This is a genomic window from Vibrio sp. 1557 (genome assembly GCF_033340175.1).
Taxonomy (GTDB): Bacteria; Pseudomonadota; Gammaproteobacteria; order Enterobacterales; family Vibrionaceae; genus Vibrio; species Vibrio alginolyticus.
On record NZ_JAWOVZ010000014.1, the window covers coordinates 45851 to 64464 of the forward strand.

The 18614-nt window shown below is 44.2% G+C and carries 16 protein-coding genes and 1 pseudogene; 12 read left to right on the forward strand and 5 right to left on the reverse strand.

Annotated features, from left to right (window positions below; translation table 11 throughout):
• Positions 1–47: 47 nt before the first annotated feature.
• On the reverse strand, positions 48–932 hold the full coding sequence (locus tag R7070_RS16285; protein ID WP_017820178.1) for a LysR family transcriptional regulator: 885 nt from the start codon (positions 930–932) through the stop codon (positions 48–50).
• 666 nt (positions 933–1598) lie between these two features.
• Between R7070_RS16285 and R7070_RS16290 the strand changes: the two genes are divergently transcribed.
• Together R7070_RS16290 and R7070_RS16295 are read left to right on the forward strand one after the other, a co-directional pair.
• Positions 1599–3923: an FdhF/YdeP family oxidoreductase gene (locus tag R7070_RS16290; protein WP_256900053.1), complete on the forward strand. Its 2325-nt coding sequence runs from the start codon at positions 1599–1601 to the stop codon at positions 3921–3923.
• A 195-nt stretch (positions 3924–4118) separates the two neighbouring features.
• Positions 4119–4595 (forward strand): DM13 domain-containing protein, encoded by a 477-nt coding sequence (locus R7070_RS16295; protein ID WP_256900054.1) that lies wholly within the window; start codon positions 4119–4121, stop codon positions 4593–4595.
• Positions 4596–4793: 198 nt separating this feature from the next.
• Here the strand turns inward: R7070_RS16295 and R7070_RS16300 are convergent, their stop codons facing one another.
• Positions 4794–5243, reverse strand: a complete 450-nt coding sequence (locus tag R7070_RS16300) for a YkgB family protein (RefSeq protein ID WP_053303648.1) — start codon at positions 5241–5243, stop codon at positions 4794–4796.
• A 143-nt stretch (positions 5244–5386) separates the two neighbouring features.
• Here R7070_RS16300 and R7070_RS16305 point away from each other — a divergent pair, with 143 nt between their 5' ends.
• Together R7070_RS16305 and R7070_RS16310 are read left to right on the forward strand one after the other, a co-directional pair.
• A complete protein-coding gene (locus R7070_RS16305) occupies positions 5387–6187 on the forward strand; it encodes a PhzF family phenazine biosynthesis protein (RefSeq protein WP_213915478.1) in 801 nt (266 codons plus the stop codon).
• A gap of 140 nt (positions 6188–6327) precedes the next feature.
• Positions 6328–7026: pseudogene (locus R7070_RS16310) on the forward strand (aspartate/glutamate racemase family protein).
• A 67-nt stretch (positions 7027–7093) separates the two neighbouring features.
• Here R7070_RS16310 and R7070_RS16315 read toward each other — a convergent pair.
• Positions 7094–8797, reverse strand: coding sequence for an FAD-dependent oxidoreductase (locus R7070_RS16315; protein ID WP_256900055.1), 1704 nt, complete (start codon positions 8795–8797; stop codon positions 7094–7096).
• Between the two features lie 151 nt (positions 8798–8948).
• Between R7070_RS16315 and R7070_RS16320 the strand changes: the two genes are divergently transcribed.
• Genes R7070_RS16320 through R7070_RS16330 form a run of 3 tightly spaced genes read left to right on the forward strand, consistent with a single transcriptional unit; the run spans position 8949 to position 10113 of the window.
• The gene (locus tag R7070_RS16320) at positions 8949–9239 is read left to right on the forward strand and encodes an ArsR/SmtB family transcription factor (protein ID WP_005376206.1); all 291 of its coding nucleotides are present in this window, start codon (positions 8949–8951) and stop codon (positions 9237–9239) included.
• Positions 9240–9244: 5 nt separating this feature from the next.
• A complete protein-coding gene (locus R7070_RS16325; RefSeq protein WP_254901900.1) occupies positions 9245–9658 on the forward strand; it encodes a YeeE/YedE family protein in 414 nt (137 codons plus the stop codon).
• A gap of 14 nt (positions 9659–9672) precedes the next feature.
• Positions 9673–10113: a YeeE/YedE family protein gene (locus tag R7070_RS16330; protein ID WP_054700899.1), complete on the forward strand. Its 441-nt coding sequence runs from the start codon at positions 9673–9675 to the stop codon at positions 10111–10113.
• A gap of 53 nt (positions 10114–10166) precedes the next feature.
• Here the strand turns inward: R7070_RS16330 and R7070_RS16335 are convergent, their stop codons facing one another.
• Positions 10167–11030, reverse strand: coding sequence for an endonuclease/exonuclease/phosphatase family protein (locus R7070_RS16335; protein ID WP_238970892.1), 864 nt, complete (start codon positions 11028–11030; stop codon positions 10167–10169).
• Between the two features lie 309 nt (positions 11031–11339).
• Between R7070_RS16335 and nrdD the strand changes: the two genes are divergently transcribed.
• Entirely contained in the window at positions 11340–13460 is a 2121-nt protein-coding gene (nrdD, locus tag R7070_RS16340; protein WP_005388026.1) for an anaerobic ribonucleoside-triphosphate reductase, read from the forward strand.
• Between the two features lie 84 nt (positions 13461–13544).
• Positions 13545–14015: an anaerobic ribonucleoside-triphosphate reductase-activating protein gene (gene nrdG, locus R7070_RS16345; RefSeq protein ID WP_017634628.1), complete on the forward strand. Its 471-nt coding sequence runs from the start codon at positions 13545–13547 to the stop codon at positions 14013–14015.
• A gap of 84 nt (positions 14016–14099) precedes the next feature.
• On the opposite strand, the gene R7070_RS16350 is transcribed toward nrdG, so the two are convergent.
• Positions 14100–15485 (reverse strand): MATE family efflux transporter, encoded by a 1386-nt coding sequence (locus tag R7070_RS16350; RefSeq protein ID WP_005388027.1) that lies wholly within the window; start codon positions 15483–15485, stop codon positions 14100–14102.
• A gap of 120 nt (positions 15486–15605) precedes the next feature.
• Here R7070_RS16350 and R7070_RS16355 point away from each other — a divergent pair, with 120 nt between their 5' ends.
• The 3 genes from R7070_RS16355 (at position 15606) to R7070_RS16365 (ending at position 18501) form a co-directional block, all read left to right on the forward strand.
• Entirely contained in the window at positions 15606–16463 is an 858-nt protein-coding gene (locus R7070_RS16355; RefSeq protein ID WP_025767758.1) for an AraC family transcriptional regulator, read from the forward strand.
• 155 nt (positions 16464–16618) lie between these two features.
• A complete protein-coding gene (locus R7070_RS16360) occupies positions 16619–17806 on the forward strand; it encodes an aromatic amino acid transaminase (protein WP_033907052.1) in 1188 nt (395 codons plus the stop codon).
• Positions 17807–17817: 11 nt separating this feature from the next.
• The gene (locus tag R7070_RS16365) at positions 17818–18501 is read left to right on the forward strand and encodes an ATP-dependent zinc protease (protein ID WP_033907053.1); all 684 of its coding nucleotides are present in this window, start codon (positions 17818–17820) and stop codon (positions 18499–18501) included.
• Positions 18502–18614 lie beyond the last annotated feature (113 nt).

Sequence of the window (18614 nt, forward strand, 5' to 3'; positions counted from 1 at the left end):
ACCTCATAAGCCGTTATGTATGCCAAAAATTGACGTGTGGATTCTTGTTATCGATTGAATATGTTTTTTGCTTCTGCGAAGCACTGATCGGTTAGCGCGGAGAAGGGTTCTTGTTTTCGCTTTAACAAACCTAGCGGGGCGTGAACGGCGGCTTCTTCGATAGGGATAATGCGAAGCGTATCGTTCAACTCTTCCAATCCACAATTCAGCGGCATAATGGCGCAACAAAGGCCACTGGCTACTGCTTGGATCAAGTGAAAGGTGGAGTTACTTTCAATGACGGTTTGCGGAACCAGCCCTTTACTCACAAAGCTAAGATCAATGGAGTGGCGATAGTGCATGCCCTTCGAAAGCAGCCCTAGCGGAATGTTATTGAGTGACTCCCACAACACTTCAGATTCGGCAAAATCAAAATGACGCTCATCGAATAAAACGCCAAGTTTGGTTGAATCTAGTTCGATAACATCGAAGTAAGCGGTGTTGACTTGATCGACATAACACATCCCCAAATCAAGTTGATTGCGATTGAGTTGGTCTATGATCTGTTCGGTCGTCATGGAGAGTATTTGAAAGCGTAACTCAGGGAACTGTTGAGCTAATGGTTTAAGCAATTGCATAGGGTTTTGGCTGGCGAGTGGCACCATTCCAAGCCGAAGAGAGCCTACCAACTGACCACGGCAGTTGGCGGCTTCGGCTTGCAATCCATCATGAGCTGCTAAGACGGTTTTTGCCCAAGCTAAAATGCGTTCTCCGGCTTCAGTAAATCCTTCAAATCTTTGACTTCTTTGGATTAATTCGAGATCGAGCTCTTCCTCTAAGCTTCGGATTCTCATGGACAAAGTAGGCTGCGTAATGTGGCACAATGCGGCGGCTTGACCAAAGTGTTTGGTCTGTTCAAGTGCGATGAGATATTTAAGTTGTTTGATATCCATAATGGCTTGTTAACCTTGCGTTGTGAGTCACATGTACGGGGGAACTCCCTAAAAAGGGCACAGCACTACCGTACTTTTTAAGCGCTGGAGCGTTTTAACTGGGGAATGAAAAACCAAAACCAAGTCAAGAATAAAACCACACTCAAAATTGATCTGAATCAAGGCTATTCCTGATATTAATTAGGGTCAAATTTAAAGTATCTATAGTGTGATAGATATTATCTATTATCAAGAGTACCGATTTTATTGAGCTCGTTAAGCGAACTAGGTGGAATCGGATGGGAAAACGATTAACCTCATAAATTGTATTGATTATAAATGTTATGACCGTCAGTGGAAAAATTCGTCATAGATTTTGTTTATCACTTGGTCAGGATTATCAATTGGACGCATATTGAATAACGACTTAATCTTTGATTTAGATCAAGACGCAACAATGCGAATTGAATCTACCAGTCTTAGAAACAGTAGGCGGGTATCCGATATCAAGAATCTAGATAAGTAAACGCTCGGACAAGCGAGAGCATGTTGAGTGGTTACTTATTTGGATTAAAAAATACATGGATTAGAAACTAAGCCCTTCAATACTTCCGCATTATCTCAATAAATAACGCGCTTGTTTTCACGGGCACCCTGCTTGCTGGTATATCTGCGAGGAGTAAAGTCGTGAGCCAAAAAGAACAAATAAAAACATACAAAGGTCCAGCTGGTGGTTGGGGTGCACTGAAAGCCGTAACCAGAAGTTGGTGGGGCAGTGAAAATGCAGTTAAAAACATTCGCACTATGCTCAAAACCAACCAAAATGGCGGTTTCGACTGCCCGGGATGTGCATGGGGTGAGTCGCCAGATAGTGGTAAAGTCAATTTCTGTGAGAATGGCGCGAAAGCGGTAAACTGGGAGGCGACTAATCGTCTGATTGATCCTGAGTTTTTTTCCAATCACAGCGTTTCTTCTCTCTCAACTCAAACCGATTACTGGTTGGAATACCAAGGCCGTATCACGCACCCAATGCGATACGATGCTGAATCCGACCACTATGTGCCTGTCTCTTGGGATGAGGCTTTTTCTCTTGTGGCTAAACATCTCAACCAATTGGATTCACCACACCAAGCGGAGTTTTATACCTCTGGCCGTGCAAGCAACGAAGCGGCGTTTTTATATCAGCTATTTGTGCGCGCATTCGGTACCAACAACTTCCCAGATTGTTCCAACATGTGTCACGAAGCCAGTGCAATCGGGATGAAAGACACCATTGGCGTTGGTAAAGGCACAGTGATCTTTGATGATTTTGAAGAAGCCGACGCGATTTTTGTGATTGGTCAAAACCCGGGCACGAATCACCCACGAATGCTTGAACCTCTGCGCGAAGCGGTAAAACGTGGTGCTCAGGTTATCTGTCTAAACCCGCTGAAAGAGCGCGGATTAGAGCGTTTCCAAAACCCACAAATGCCGATTGAGATGTTGAGTAACGGCTCAGAGCCTACAAACACGGCGTACCTGCGTCCTGCTTTGGGCGGAGACATGGCAGTATTTCGTGGCATCGCGAAATTCTTGTTGCAATGGGAACGCGAGGCATTGCAAAACGGTGGCAAAGCGGTATTTGACCGTGAATTCATCAAGCAGCACACGATAGGTATAGATGACTATTTGGCTGAAGTGGACGCAACCGCTTGGGAACACATCACGGAACAATCGGGTCTTGATTTAAGTGAAATCGAGATGGTGGCGAGCATGTATCGACGTGCAGAACGTGTGATCATGTGTTGGGCGATGGGGTTGACTCAGCATCGTCACTCTGTACCAACCATTAAAGAAGTCGCAAACGTGCAAATGTTACGAGGTAACGTTGGTAAGCCGGGCGCGGGTCTTTCACCAGTACGTGGTCACAGTAACGTTCAGGGCGACCGTACGATGGGCATTGATGAAAAACCTTCAGATCTGTTGTTGGATCGCATTGAAAGTCGATTTAACTTTGCCGTCCCGCGCGGTGAAGGCCACAACACTGTGCAAGCCATTAAAGCGATGGAAGAAGGGCAAGCGAAAGTATTTATCGGTTTGGGCGGTAACTTTGCACAAGCAACGCCAGACACAGAACGTACGCACAACGCGATGCGAAACTGTAATTTAACCGTACACATTTCGACGAAGTTAAATCGTTCTCACCTTGTCACAGGTAAAGATGCGCTTATTCTTCCGTGCTTAGGCCGTACCGAGATTGATCAGCAAGCAACTGGCCCACAAGGCGTGACGGTTGAAGATACTTTCAGCATGGTGCATATCTCATTTGGTCAGCTAAAACCGCGTTCGGAGCATTTGCGTTCAGAACCAGCGATTATTGCCGGTATTGCCAATGCTACACTCGGGGCAAAACCAATTGATTGGTTGTGGGCGATTGAAGATTACGACCGTATTCGCGATTTGATTGCCGACACGATTCCGGGCTTTACCGACTTTAACCATAAGCTTAAACACCCGGGTGGATTCCACTTGGTAAACCCAGCTGCTGAGCGTCGATGGAATACACCAAGCGGCAAAGCACAGTTCAGCTCTAGCGAGTTGCCGAAGCAGTTGATCAGCGAAGCGATACTCGAAAAAGGCCAAAAGCCAGATTTGATCTTGCAAACCATGCGCTCACACGACCAATACAATACGACACTTTACGGCTTGAATGACCGTTATCGTGGAGTATTTGGTATGCGCGAAGTGCTGTTTATCAATGAAGCGGATATTCGTAAACTCGGTTTTGAACCGGGCGACAAAGTGGACATGGTGTCATTGTGGGAAGATGGCGTTGAGCGCCGTGTGAGCGGATTTACGCTTGTTGCCTATGATGTACCAGCAGGTCAGGCGGCGGCTTACTATCCAGAAACAAACCCATTAGTTCCTTTGGACAGTTATGGGGATAGAACGTTTACGCCAACCTCTAAGTTTATTGCGATAAAATTGGAAAAATCGACATCCGATAAGATCGCTTTGGTGGAAGCGGAATAGTGACCAAACCGGCACAACGACATTTCCGATAAGCAAACGGCTGATATTAATTATCAGCCGTTTTTAATTGCGCTCAGTCTGCATTTAGTGCGCATAGCTTGTGTATAATGTTAATGACATTATGCTGCTCGATAATAGACAGATAAGGCCGATTTGAATCTAATTTCAAGTAGTAAAACTAATAAGAAGATGCTTATGACCTTGAAAAATATAATTAAATTAACAATCAGTCACTTAGTGGCAGTTTCTATTGGCATTGCGATAGGTATCTATACTTTACCGATCCTTATTGCACCACCTGCGCCGACCGATGAACAAGTTGCTAAGAGCAAGCAAGGTGCAGAATACAGCGCAGTGTTTAAGAGGGAACTCAAAGGTAGCGATGCTTTTCATTGGGGAGAGGGAGAAATTCATTTGAGTTCTGAAGTCATTACGTTGGTAGGAAAACTCGCTCCCGGACCAGACTATAAACTCTATCTATCTCCTAAGTTTGTCGAAACGGAACAAGAGTTTAATGACCTTAAATCTGAGATGGGCTTAATTGGTGATGTCAAAACGTTCGATAACTTCGTTGTTGAGGTTCCTCAAAGCACTTCAATTTCTGAATACAATACGGTTGTTGTATGGTGCGAGACATTCGGTGAGTTCATTACTTCGGCAAAGTATCAATAAACCTTAGCAGTAGAGTGAAAGGCTTTTCTTTTCACTTTACGCTAGGATGTTGTTTCGCATAATTAAGAGGCAAAGACTCTTAAACATTCTAAATTTAAGAGCCTTTGTTTAGAGTTATTGACAGAACCATTCGACTTGTAAGTCGTTTGCACCTTTCAGGCTACGTTCTGGAAAAACAAGATTTCGAACTATTTAGAGTTATTCTCTGTTTGGCTTGTTTCGTTCGATGACGCTAATCGCAATGGCTAAAAATAGAATATCTTTTACTAAAAAGAAGTTTGTCACCAAAACCCCATCAGACACTTTCCATGTATTCGGTGTCGTAATTAGAAAGCTGAGTGTCGCAAGAAAAATAATTGCGGCGGCTATGCCAGAAAAATAAGCGACTCGTGTGTTTTTAAGGCCAACGATTAATCCAATAGCGACAATGATTTCTGTTGCGCCAATGATGTTTGATACGGTTTGAACTGACATCACATCATACAACCAACTCATCAGAAAATGATTTTCAACGAGCGGTTGTATAAGCTTGGCCTCTGTAGGTGTGAATTTATAAATACCAATCCATATTAGAACTAAAGAAACGCCGAAAACTCCGATAAGATATCCAATTGAGTCACATTGATGATGGCTTTTTACGTTTTGCATAATTAACTACATTCTCCTGTTTGTTAGCGCTTCCAACAAGACCTATAAGGTTGGTAGAAAATTTCATAGGTTTTTTCGCTCAAACAGATATTAAAAATCACGTGATACAGAATTACGTGTTTGATAGAACTTAAGGATATTTCGTGGAAGTTAAAATTTTTCAGGTTGACTCGTTTACATCAGAGGTTTTCAAAGGTAATCCCGCGGGTGTTTGTATCACAGAGTCAAGCCTTGATGAGGAAACGATGTTGGCCATCGCGGCCGAGATGTCGTTATCTGAAACGGCATTTCTGTCACTCAGTACAATGCAACTTCGTTGGTTTACACCGAGGACGGAAGTTGCTTTGTGTGGACACGGCACACTTGCAACGGCGCACGTTCTGAAAGAGCAGGGGTTATATAATACTGGAGATACGATTGAGTTCGTTACGCTATCCGGGGTTTTAACTGCACAACTCGATCATGAAGAAATTCATTTGGTGTTTCCTGCTCCAACTTTAGATATGAGAGCTAGTATTAACAAAGACTTACTTCATGGCTTGGGGCTAGATGCCGCCAATGTAGTCGCCTACGGTCAGTTTGATAATAAGCAGTTGATCGTCATTAATGATGAATTTGTGCTTGAACAGCTCGACCCTGATTTTGGTGCGCTGCTTAAACAAAAAGGCCGTGGCGTCGTCATCACTGCTCAATCAAGCACTGACGCCGATTTTGTCTCTCGATACTTCGCGCCTTGGGTAGGTGTTAATGAGGACCCAGTTACAGGCTCTGCACATTGCGCTTTATGTGTTTACTGGGCTAAAGAGCTCAACAAAAAGCAACTGAAAGGCTTCCAAGCCTCCAAGAGAAGTGGGGTCGTCCATACAGAGTTGTTAAGCACTGAGCACGTTAAGCTTTCTGGAAATGCAGTAACGATATTGCGAGGATATATGAGAATCGCGTAGCGGTCCTTGTGGGAATGATTTTATTTTCGTGTTACCCAATGCTCAATAGTGAAGACGCTTGAATGCTGCTTATTTAAGTGGCTGATTTTTTTTTGTAAAAACACCCCTGGCACGGTGGTGTATAACGATTGGAGAGTTATATGAAAACTATCGGTCTTCTAGGTGGTATGAGCTGGGAGTCGACGCTTAGTTATTACAAATTGATCAACGAAGGAGTCAAAGAGGCGTTAGGCGGCCTAAATTCCGCAAAAATTTGTATGTATAGCGTGAATTTTTCGGAGATAGAGAAACTTCAACATCAAGGTAAATGGGAAGAAACGGCAAGCATTCTATCTGATGCTGCATCTTCAATAGAAAAAGGGGGCGCTGACTTCATTCTTATTTGTACTAACACAATGCACAAAGTTGCGCCTCAAATTGAAGCCAGTATTAATATCCCCATACTACATATCGCAGACGCGACTGCTGAGTTACTTCGTGAGAAAGGGGTTCAAAAGGTCGGACTCCTTGGTACTCAATTCACAATGGAGTAAGACTTTTATAAAGGAAGGCTTTCCGACCGTTATGGGCTTGATGTCATAATTCCCGATCAAGACGACCGCTCTAAAGTACATAACATTATTTATAAAGAGTTATGCCAAGGTGAAATCAAAGAGGAGTCAAGGACGATATACTTGCAAATTATTGAAAAACTAAAAGAGCAGGGAGCTGAAGCTGTGATTCTCGGGTGTACTGAAATTGCCTTACTTGTAAACCAAAGTCACACCGATGTTACACTACTCGATACCACTTCTCTCCATGCTCAAGCAGCAGTCCGTTTGGCTATTGAAGGTGAATGATCTACGCTTTCTTTCCTGCAAAAAAAGAGAAAACCAAGCACGTGGTTTTCTCTTTTTTATTATCAAGTTATAAGCGAGCAAATTTGAGAGTTCTGTATCCACCAATCAAGTTGCGGGCTTTGTAACCATTGTTGACCAGCTGACGGTATGCTACGTTACCGCGTAACCCAACTTGACAGTAAATCACGATCTCTTTCTCTTTAGGAAGTTCGTGCATGCGACGACGTAGTTGATCGACAGGAATATTAATTGCACCTTCAAGATAACCAACGGACTCCAATTCACCAGGATTACGAACATCAAGTAACAGTTGGTCTTCTGTCAGTGAATCCATTTCATCATAATGAATCGCGGTCGCATCGCCTTTGATGATGTTATTTGCCACAAACGCCGCTTGGTTAATTACATCTTTAGCAGAGCCATAAGGTGGCGCGTAAGTTAGCTCGAGGTGTTGCAGTTGCTCTACCGTCATACCAGCACGCTGAGCAACTGCCATTACGTCGATACGTTTATCAACACCGTCTTTACCTACTGCTTGCGCACCTAATATTTTACCTGTTACTGGATCAAACAGCATTTTGAATGACACGGTTTCTGCACCTGGGTAGTAACTCGCGTGACTTGCTGTATGCACATACACTTTTTCATAAGCGATGTTTTCACGTTTCAGCTGTTTCTCGTTTTTACCAGTAGAAGCGACGGCTAAATCAAAAATCTTACAGATCGCCGTGCCTTGCGTACCTTGGTAAGTTTCTTGGCGGCCAAGCATGTTGTCTGCTGCAATTCGGCCTTGACGGTTTGCCGGGCCCGCAAGTGGCACTAGAGTTTGCTCGCCAGTCACAAAGTCTTTCTCTTCTACCGCGTCGCCGACAGCGTAGATCGAAGGATCGCTGGTTTGCATGTATTCATTGGTATAAATACCACCAAGAGCGCCGATTTCTAAGCCAGCTTCTTTCGCTAATTTGGTCTCGGGGCGAACACCAATTGCCATAATCAAAACATCGGTGGTGAGTCTTTCACCGTTGTTTAGTGTTAATTCCAATTCACCTTCTAGATGTTGGTGTTTTTCGCTCTCACCAGAGTCGAAACTTGCCACGTGCTCGTTAGGTACGAATTTCACCGACTCAAGTGCGACGCCAAGTTTAAGGTCGATGCCTTTCTCACGAATTTCAGCATGTGCGAAGCCAGCCATTTCACGGTCAACGGGCGTCATCACTTGATCCGCCATTTCAACTAATGTGGTTTTTATGCCTAGCTGGTGGAAGGCTTCCATCATTTCCAAACCGATAAAACCACCACCAACGACCGTAGCGTGTTCAACTTTGTTGGTTTCGATCGTTTTAATGATGCGATCCATATCTGGAATATTGCGCAGCGAGTGCGTTAACGGGTTATCAATACCCGGAATAGGCGGCACAACTGGACCTGCGCCAGGGCTGAGTAGAAGAAAGTCGTAGCTCTCTTGGTATTCCGAGCCATCAAGCAAATTGTTAACCGTAACCGTTTTGTCTTGACGGTTAATAGAAACCACTTCGTTCATCACACGGACATCAACATTGAAACGCGCTAGAAAGCTCTCAGGCGTTTGAAGAAGCAGTTTGCTGCGCTCTTGGATATCGCCACCAATGTGATAGGGTAAGCCACAGTTTGCAAATGACACAAATGGGCCGCGTTCAAACATAATGATTTCTGCGTCTTCACTAAGACGACGAGCGCGAGCTGCTGCAGATGCACCGCCAGCAACCCCACCAATAATCACGATTTTGCTCATGGATTTCTCCTGCTGAATGATCGAAAACGCCTACACCTTACTTAAATAAATTAGCTGAGTCTAATGTTATTTAATCTACATTAGCATTGACTTAATAATATTAATTAGTAATATCTAATAAAATGTAATGTAGTAATGAAGAGGCATAAGAATGGGCGACAGTATGCTACAAAGTGCGACCGAAGCGAGTGAGCTGCTTAAAATTATGGCTCATCCAGAGCGCCTAATCGTGATGTGTAAGCTGATTGAAGGTGAGAAAGGGGTCGGTGAACTGTTTGAAGGTTCATCATTAAGCCAATCTGCTTTTTCACAACATCTCACCGTATTGAGAAAGCACGACATCATTAAAGCTAGGAAGGTTTCTCAGCAGGTATTTTATTCAATTTCTGATGAAAGAGTTGGTCCGCTGGTTGAAGCGTTTAAGCAAGTTTTCTGTAAGTAATTAGTTTGGCGGATGCTATGTTTGAAGTTCCTTGGATGTCGCTTTTGGGCGGCATAATAGTTGGCGTATCAGCGATAACACTGATGCTATTTACTGGCAAGACTGCTGGGATCAGTGGGATCTTAAACGGTGCCGTTGAGAGCGCAGACCGCGTTTGGCGAATTGTTTTTTTAATTGCGATGGTATTAGGTGGCTTGTTTGCTGTTTATGTTCTTGGCGGGCATGTACCAGATCAGTACAGCGGTTCTCTTATTTTAGTTATCGTTGCTGGCTTGTTAGTCGGTGTTGGTACGCGTATCGGCAATGGTTGTACTAGTGGCCATGGCATTTGTGGAATAGGGCGTTTCTCAATCCGTTCTGTGGTCGCGACGTGTACTTTTATGGCCACAGCCATGTTAACCGTCTTGCTAGTATCGTGAGGAATAGTGTCGTTATGAAAACTCACGTAATGAAAAGTATTAAGCAAATGTCCGTTGTTGCATTTTCTGGTGTGCTCTTTGGTATTGGTATGGTGGTCTCTGGTATGGCTGAACCGGCAAAAGTGATTGGCTTTCTCGATATTACTGGGGCATGGGATCCAAGCTTAGCCTTCGTAATGGGCGGAGCACTTGCGGTGTTCGTTCCAGCTTATCTTTTATTAATAAAGCCAAGAAGCGAATCTGTGTTTGGTGATGAGATTGTATGCCCAACTTCTAAAGCGATAGACAAAAAGTTAGTCGGTGGTGCTGTACTGTTTGGTATTGGTTGGGGCTTACTGGGTGTGTGTCCTGGTCCTGCGGTTGCCAGCCTTATTACTGGCAACACACAAGTTCTGCTCTTTATAGCGGCAATGTTGGTTGGGTCATTCACCGCTAAAAGAATGGTTCGTGGCTAAAGAGTTCTTCAACGCAAAAAAGAGTATCTCAACGTTAACAGAGAACTTAAACGCTAAAAAGTGAGTGTCGTAGAAACCGGGCAATGGTCACTCAGTTTATAGTCGAGTACATCTTGTGTTTTGAAAACGGTTTGAACACCAGACGACGCCTTTAAATCACCACTCGCAATGATGTGGTCTATCACCGAGCGGAATTGGTGGGTTTTATTCGGATTACGATTAGAGCGCACTTTACATTCTGCTTTAGTGTCTTTAGTCACTAGCTTTGCACTAGTATTGTCCGATATCACGTCCCACAACCAATCTCCTTGATAACCCAAGTTGTGGTTAAAGTCGCCAAGCACGACATAATGTTGTTTGTTGTCCTCGCGCGCCTTTATCCACTTAGCTAGTGCCTGTCCTTGTTGTTTCACTATCTTACAATCGCGGTTATTACGATACGCGCCACTGCAACCCGCTTTCAGATGTACAGAGAGTAGGTGAGTCTCGTTTTCTTGGTTTGGATTTAAAACAAGGTAGCTCGCGAAGCGCAGCTTGCTGTTGCCTCGTGTGATAGAGAAGTCTGGCTTGTCTAATACGCTTACGCCATTGCGCACGGCAAAGCCTGTGTATTGGTTGGTGTCGTTAAACTGAAGGTGTCGGTTGGAGGCGTTTGAACGATCGGAAAGATAAATAGTGAAGTCGTTGCCAACAGCTTTTTGCATTGCAGCGACGCTTTCGACTTCTTGAAAAGCAAGAATGTCGGCTTGTGTTTTATCCACATAGTGGGTCAGTTTTTCAAAATCTTGTGGTGTTCTCGACACTTTTCCACCATCTATAGATAACCATTCTATGTTCCAACTGGTTAGATTGATGGAGTTTTGAGCAAATGAAAGAGAACTAAAAAGTAATATTAACGTAACAAAAAGTGATCGCATTTTGGCCTGTTGCACTCCTATCTTTTAGCGTATTCCTTTCCATCCTTTATCCTACAAGACCTCCAAAAATAGCAAGTAGATTTAGTACCAATTTTGCAATTTTCATGGTTTTCTTCGCAACTGAGATCAACGCCAATAAGATCGATTTCTTCTTGTTCGCTAGCCAATCTTTATTGATCAAAATCAATGTTTTCGAGTGGTGCTTCTCGTTAAATACGCCACAATATATTGTGTTGCTAGAATAAAAAATAACCCCATATAGTGTGTTTGTGGATAACTCTGTGAGTATGCTCGGGTAAGGAGAACAAGGTGAAACCAATCGTAATCAAACGCGACGGATCAAGAGCTCCGTTCAACAGGGATCGTATCCAAGCAGCAGTTGAAGCAGCAGCGGAAAACAAAGATAAAGATGTCGCTATTTATGCTCTTAATGTGGCTCTTGCTGTCGAGTTACAGTTAAGAGAACACGATGAAGTTCACATCCATGAGATTCAAGACTTAGTCGAAAATGAACTCATGCAAGGTCCTTACAAAGCCCTAGCGCGTTCTTACATTGAATATCGCCACGATCGCGACATCGCTCGTGAGAAGCAAAGTGCACTAACTCGCGAAATCGAAGGTTTGATTGAAGAAAGTAATCTGGATCTAATCAACGAGAACGCGAACAAAGACGGCAAAGTAATTCCGACTCAACGTGACTTGTTGGCTGGTATCGTAGCGAAACACTATGCGAAGACGCACATTCTTCCTCGCGATGTGGTTCAAGCGCACGAAGTGGGTGACATTCACTACCACGATTTAGACTACGCACCGTTCTTCCCAATGTTTAACTGTATGCTTATCGATCTTAAAGGCATGCTGACGCATGGTTTTAAAATGGGTAACGCTGAGATTGATACGCCAAAATCAATTTCGACTGCAACAGCGGTAACAGCGCAAATCATTGCTCAAGTCGCGAGCCACATTTACGGCGGTACAACCATCAACCGTATTGATGAGGTTCTAGAACCGTACGTAATCACAAGCTACGAGAAACACCTAGAGATTGCAAAAGAGTGGAACATTGCTGAGCCAGAAGAGTTCGCAAAAGCGCGCACTGAGAAAGAGTGTTACGACGCATTTCAATCTCTAGAATACGAAGTAAACACGCTGCATACAGCGAACGGTCAAACCCCATTCGTTACGTTCGGTTTTGGTCTTGGTACAAGCTGGGCATCCCGCCTGATCCAGAAATCGATTCTGAAGAATCGTATTGCAGGTCTAGGCAAGAACCGTAAAACAGCGGTATTCCCTAAACTTGTATTCGGCATCAAAGATGGTTTGAACCACAAATCAGAAGATCCAAACTACGACATCAAGCAACTTGCGCTTGAGTGTGCGTCTAAGCGTATGTACCCAGACATTCTTAACTACGACAAAGTAGTGGAAGTAACCGGTTCATTCAAAACGCCAATGGGTTGCCGTAGCTTCCTTGGTACTTACGAAGAAAACGGTGAGCTGATTCACGAAGGTCGTAACAACCTTGGCGTCGTGAGCTTGAACCTTCCTCGTATCGCTATCCGTGCAAACGGAAGCGAAGAGAAATTCTACGAGCTTCTAAATGACCGCCTACGTCTTGCTCGTAAAGCATTAGAGACACGTATCTCTCGCCTTGAAAACGTGAAAGCACGTGTGGCCCCAATCCTATACATGGAAGGCGCATGTGGTGTTCGCTTGAAAGCAGACGACTCAATCGCAGATATCTTCAAGAACGGTCGTGCGTCTATTTCTCTTGGTTACATCGGTGTACACGAGACAATTAACGCGCTATTCGGTACAGAAGCGCACGTTTATGATGACGCTGTTTTGCGTGAAAAAGCGGTCGCGATCATCAAGCATCTAAAAGATGCTGTGAATCAATGGGCTGACGAAACAGGTTATGGCTTCAGCTTATATGCAACGCCAAGTGAAAACCTATGTAGCCGTTTCTGCCGCATCGATGCGAAAGAGTTCGGCGTAATTGAAGGCGTAACAGACAAAGGTTACTACACCAACAGCTTCCACCTAGATGTTGAGAAGAAGGTGAACCCATACGACAAGATCGACTTTGAGATGCCTTACCCAGAAATCTCAAGCGGCGGCTTTATCTGTTACGGCGAGTTCCCGAACATGCAACGTAACGTTGAAGCACTAGAAAACGTATGGGACTACAGTTACACCCGAGTGCCTTACTACGGTACAAACACGCCAATTGATGAGTGCTACGAGTGTGGCTACAACGGCGAGTTTGACTGTACAAGTAAAGGCTTCACTTGCCCAAGCTGTGGTAACCATGACTCAACTAAAGTATCAGTAACACGTCGAGTTTGTGGCTACCTAGGCAGCCCAGATGCACGCCCGTTTAACTTCGGTAAGCAAGAAGAAGTGAAGCGCCGAGTTAAACACCTGTAAGGTTTACTACCACTCGTTTTAACACTTTGAAAATCAACTTTAAACAGGTTGATTTTCTCTTTCGCGATAACACAGAGACGCATTATGAATTACCACCAATACTATCCAATTGACGTTGTTAACGGACCGGGTACGCGCTGCACGCTGTTTGTGTCGGGTTGTGTGCATCAGTGCCGTGGGTGTTATAACCAGTCGACGCAACGTTTGGATTCTGGTGTACTTTTCACGCAAGAAGCGGAAGACAAAATCATCGCTGACTTAAACGACACGCGTATCAAACGCCGTGGCTTGTCGTTGTCGGGTGGAGATCCGCTTCACCCTGCTAATGTGCCTCATATTTTGAAGATAGTGAAAAGGGTGAGAGAGGAGTGCCCAGGTAAAGACATTTGGGTTTGGACTGGCTACACGCTGACGGAACTGAATAACGCGCAAAGGGAAGTGGTGCAATACATCGATGTTTTGATTGATGGTAAGTTTGAACAAGACAAGAAAGACCTCAATCTCGAATGGCGTGGCAGTTCAAACCAAATCATTCATCGCTTTACGGACATCTAATCAAGCATTCTCCGCACATAAAAAGGGCTCACGCGTGCATAACGGGTGAGCCCTTTTGGTGTGAGTTCGTTAATGTCTTTTTGGTTACGCTGTCACCGATTGGTCATCTTCAACCATATTATTTATCCAACGTTTAGATTGAATACGGTAAGTCGTCAGTACGCCTTTCACTAACTCTTCCGCGAGCAGAGACATCAAGACAAAATGCAAAGGCAGCCCTAACACCATGCCTGTGTAATAAGTAAGGGGGATGCCAATAGCCCACTGACCGAACGTGTCGATGAAAATGCTATAGCGAATATCAGCGCCACTCTTTAGTACGCCGCCAATCCCAACCATGTTAAACACCCTCAAAATCATACCTAGCGCCATGACTAAACATACGTTAAGTGCCATGTCTGCATCGGTTAACGGGCTCAGTACCAATAGGTGATGAATCATGGGCGAGCTCAACCACACTAGGAAAAACAGCAAGGTGGCTAAGATTGCGCTGGTTAACACATACCACCACGCCGTTTTCTCGACTCGGTCATAATGTTTTGCACCAATATCATTCCCAAGAAGAACGGATGCAGCGACCGCAAATCCCATAAAGGTTGAAATCAGTACCCCTTCAATCGGTGATAAGAATGAGATGATCGCCAGTTCTGAAACGCCCAATTGACCATAGATGATGCTGTAAACGATCAATCCACCAGTCCAAAGTGCATCGTGGACCAACATGGGTAAAGAAACCTTAAAGTACTTTTTTCGATACTGTTTTAAGCGGCCTTGTACCCAATCGAACTTAGTCGGAATTAGGTAAGCATATCGTTTGTAGAAAAAATAAATCAAGACGGCGGTTTGGAAAAATCGAGAAACAAAACTACCTACGGCTGCACCAAATACGCCCCATTGAGGGAAACCAAATAAACCAAAAATCAAAACATAATTAAGCGCGACGTTAACGACAATGGCGGAGATACTAACGTTGGTTGCCAGTTTGGTTTGGCCCACGGAGCGCAATACCGCTTCAATCGGTACTACTATCGCCGTAGCAATGAGGCTAAAGCCCGTAACCACAAGATAATCACGTGCATAAGTGACGTATTCAGGATCGTCTGACATAAAAGAGACGATCTCTTCATCAAAAATCGCATAAAGAACGATAAACGGCAGCGTCACCAAAATGGAAATAAACCAAGATTGCGCCAACGTTCTGCGAATTCCGGCTAGGTTTCCTGAGCCGTAGTATTGAGAAGCAAGTACGGTAACTGCACCGCACAGGCCAAAGACAACCGCTAGGTTGAAGAAAAAGATACGATTTCCAACTCCAACTGCTGCCGTTGCAGATTCTCCGAGTAGGCTTACCATGAAAATATCCACGACGCCGAGCAAAGCAAAAAGCATGGACTGAAGTGAAACAGGTAGGCCAATCGTAATCAGCTTTTGCCAAAATGCTTTATCGATGTATTCGCGTGTTAAGAGCATCGCATTTCTCCTTAAAGATTAATGCGAGTAGTTTATCCTCATGATTTGGCGGTGTATTTTTCAAAGGAATCCAAAACCTTTGTAAAACTCTCTACTAACGCACATGTGAGCCAATAAATCATGGAAGATAAACAAGAACGCTACGCGATTTCAGAAAAAACTTATCAAGAGTTTATTGATCACAGTCGAGTATTAGCACTTGAGGAGAGAGGCATTGTGCAGTGCGGCATTGCCACTTGTCGTGACTTCTTCTCTGTTTATCGTAAAAACCAAAAGAAACACATGCTGCTCTATACGGTGCGTGGTAAAGGGTGGCTAGAGAGTGGGACTTATCGATACGATTTGGAACCGGGCTCGTTGATTACAGTACCCGCAGGTGTTGAAAACGGTTTTGGTATAGAAGAAGAACCTTGGCAGATCGCGTGGCTTTTTCTTGCTCCTGATAGAGAGTGGCCGATATTAGAATGCGATGTTCGCTACCAGCTTTCATCTACACCTGAAGTGATGTATGCATGTATCCAAACGTTACTACGCAGCATTAACCTTCCAATCGATTATGGTGGTGCGGTAGGTGAGCATAGTGTGGCTCAGTTAGAGCTGATGTTAAACATGCCGCCCTCAGAGTCGATATCACGCAGCCAATTGAGGCTTCGGCGTGTATTTGACCTTGTCCAACGTCAGCTCCATAAGGATTGGAGCGTTGAGCAGGTGGCGGCTCTATATCCATGTTCGGAGCCTCATTTGCATCGACTGACTCAAAAGCAGTTTGGTCGAAGCCCAATGGCACATTTAACGCGTATGCGCATGGAATATGCTGCTAGGTTACTTCGTTCAACAGAATGGCCAATTCAGCATATTGGAGAAATAGTCGGATATCCGACCAGCGCTAACTTTAGTACACGTTTTAAAGCGTGGTCGACCATGACACCAAGAGAGTTTAGAAAAAACGGTAGAGTGGATTGGTACAACGAGGAGTGAATCGTTCTTTTTCTGAACGATAGAGCGCACAAAACTCACCGCAATCCAGAATTTTGTTCTCTAATTGATGAAATAAGTGAAAAATCATTTCGTCATTTTTTGCGATGGTGTTAACGTGAGGTTCGGTACTTGAATTTCAAAGGGTTATGACTTTCATGTTTTCTAATCTCCCAACTCCCGTATTAGATCCTATTTTATCTCTATCCGTTGCATACCGTAACGATGAACGTCCAAACAAGGTTGACCTTGGCATTGGCGTATACAAAAACAGCGCAGGCGAAACGCCGATTATGAAAGCCATTCAAATGGCGCAGGATGTCGTTGTTGAAACTCAAAAAACCAAGTCTTATGTTGGTCTTGCAGGTTGCGAAGAATTTAATAAAAGCATGATCGATTTGCTACTGACGGGAACGTCTGCAATGGATCGTGTTGCAGCTATTCAAACGCCAGGTGCAAGTGGTGCGCTGCGTATGCTCGGTGATCTAATGAAGATCGTACAGCCAGATACGACGGTTTGGATTTCCAACCCAAGCTACGTAAACCACAAGCCAGTGATGGAAGCAGCAGGCCTTAAAGTTAAGTTCTACCACTATTTCTCTTCGGAAACGAAACAAGTAGACACCGAAAAAATGATGGATGATCTTGCGAAAGCTGGGCCTTCAGATGTGGTACTTCTTCATGGTTGTTGCCACAACCCAACTGGTGCGGATATTGACTTCTCTGCTTGGCAAGCCATTACAGAATTGTCGCAGAAGAACGGTTTCATCCCATTTGTGGACATTGCTTACCAAGGCTTCGGTGATGGCCTAGAAGAAGACGCAAAAGGCCTTCGTTTTATGGCAGATAACGTTGAAGAGATGTTGATTACTACTTCATGTTCGAAGAACTTTGGTCTGTACCGTGAACGAACTGGTGCAGCGATTGTGGTTGGTAAGAACATGCATGATGTAACCAATGCAAAAGGTAAACTCCTCACTCTAGCTCGCTCGACTTACACGATGCCACCCGACCATGGTGCAGCTTTAGTTAAGACCATTCTGCAAGATGACAATCTCACTTCCGTTTGGAAGCAAGAATTGAGTGAAATGCAACATCGTTTGGTTAGCCTTCGTCAAAGTTTGTGTAACGAGTTGAGAAACAACCATAATACAGATCAATTTGATTTCATTGAGGGTCACAAAGGCATGTTTACTGTGCTAGGCTTTAGTGGAAACCAAATGGCGCAACTGCGTGAAGATTATGGCATTTATGGTGTTGGCGATGGTCGAATTAACATTGCCGGACTTACCGAAACTCATATTCCATACGTAGCGGACGCAATTAAGAAAGTATCTCAAGCTTAATTGGAGTGTGGATGAAAAACTGGAAACTGATTCTGCCGCTTATGATGAGCGGCAGTTTAATTGCTTGTACGTCAACTCAAACGACGCAGGAACCTGTTGAGCCAGAGTCGCCAAAGGTCGAAGAGCCCGTTAAAGTCGAGCCAGAAGTGAAACCTGATGTAGATCCAAAGCCAGAGGTGGAGCCCAAACCAGAAGCGAAACCTGAGAAAAAGCCGGAACCAAAGCCTAAGAAGCCAGTCAAGGTCACAAAAACACCCGATGGCATGTTAATTCTTGGTTCTGAAGAATGGGTTTATGTTCCTGAAATTGACCAGACTTTCAAGGCTAGAGTCGATACAGGGGCGACAACATCATCAATTAGTGCGACTGACATTGTTCCGTTTGAGCGTGATGGTAAAGACTGGGTTAAATTTAAGATAGATTTAGGTGACAAAGACACCAAAGAATTTAAAGTACCCGTTGAGCGCTGGGCTAAAGTTAAGCAGTCTTCGTCAGAAGAGGTGGATAAACGAGCGGTGGTAAAAGCCTACATTACCGTTGGGGAGCACAAAGAAAAGACAGAGTTTACGTTAGCCGATCGCGGACATATGACGTTTCCAATTTTGCTTGGTCGAAGCTTTTTTAGAGATATCGCCGTTGTAGATGTATCGAAAAAATATGTGCAAGATAAACCTAAAAAAAACGCTAAAAACTGATGTATTACAGCTAGTTTCTGCTACAAGCTAATAATTCGTGATTAACAAAAAATGGCCTCCAAAATTGGAGGCCATTTTTATTGAATCATATGCTTGCTTGTGATGCCCTGGTA

Coding starts and splice junctions, on each gene's coding strand:
- R7070_RS16285 (WP_017820178.1), bottom strand. CDS start 932: ATGGATATCAAACAACTTAAATATCTCATCGCACTTGAACAGACCAAA.
- R7070_RS16295 (WP_256900054.1), top strand. CDS start 4,119: ATGACCTTGAAAAATATAATTAAATTAACAATCAGTCACTTAGTGGCA.
- R7070_RS16300 (WP_053303648.1), bottom strand. CDS start 5,243: ATGCAAAACGTAAAAAGCCATCATCAATGTGACTCAATTGGATATCTT.
- R7070_RS16315 (WP_256900055.1), bottom strand. CDS start 8,797: ATGAGCAAAATCGTGATTATTGGTGGGGTTGCTGGCGGTGCATCTGCA.
- R7070_RS16320 (WP_005376206.1), top strand. CDS start 8,949: ATGGGCGACAGTATGCTACAAAGTGCGACCGAAGCGAGTGAGCTGCTT.
- R7070_RS16330 (WP_054700899.1), top strand. CDS start 9,673: ATGAAAACTCACGTAATGAAAAGTATTAAGCAAATGTCCGTTGTTGCA.
- R7070_RS16335 (WP_238970892.1), bottom strand. CDS start 11,030: ATGCGATCACTTTTTGTTACGTTAATATTACTTTTTAGTTCTCTTTCA.
- nrdG (WP_017634628.1), top strand. CDS start 13,545: ATGAATTACCACCAATACTATCCAATTGACGTTGTTAACGGACCGGGT.
- R7070_RS16350 (WP_005388027.1), bottom strand. CDS start 15,485: ATGCTCTTAACACGCGAATACATCGATAAAGCATTTTGGCAAAAGCTG.
- R7070_RS16355 (WP_025767758.1), top strand. CDS start 15,606: ATGGAAGATAAACAAGAACGCTACGCGATTTCAGAAAAAACTTATCAA.
- R7070_RS16360 (WP_033907052.1), top strand. CDS start 16,619: ATGTTTTCTAATCTCCCAACTCCCGTATTAGATCCTATTTTATCTCTA.
- R7070_RS16365 (WP_033907053.1), top strand. CDS start 17,818: ATGAAAAACTGGAAACTGATTCTGCCGCTTATGATGAGCGGCAGTTTA.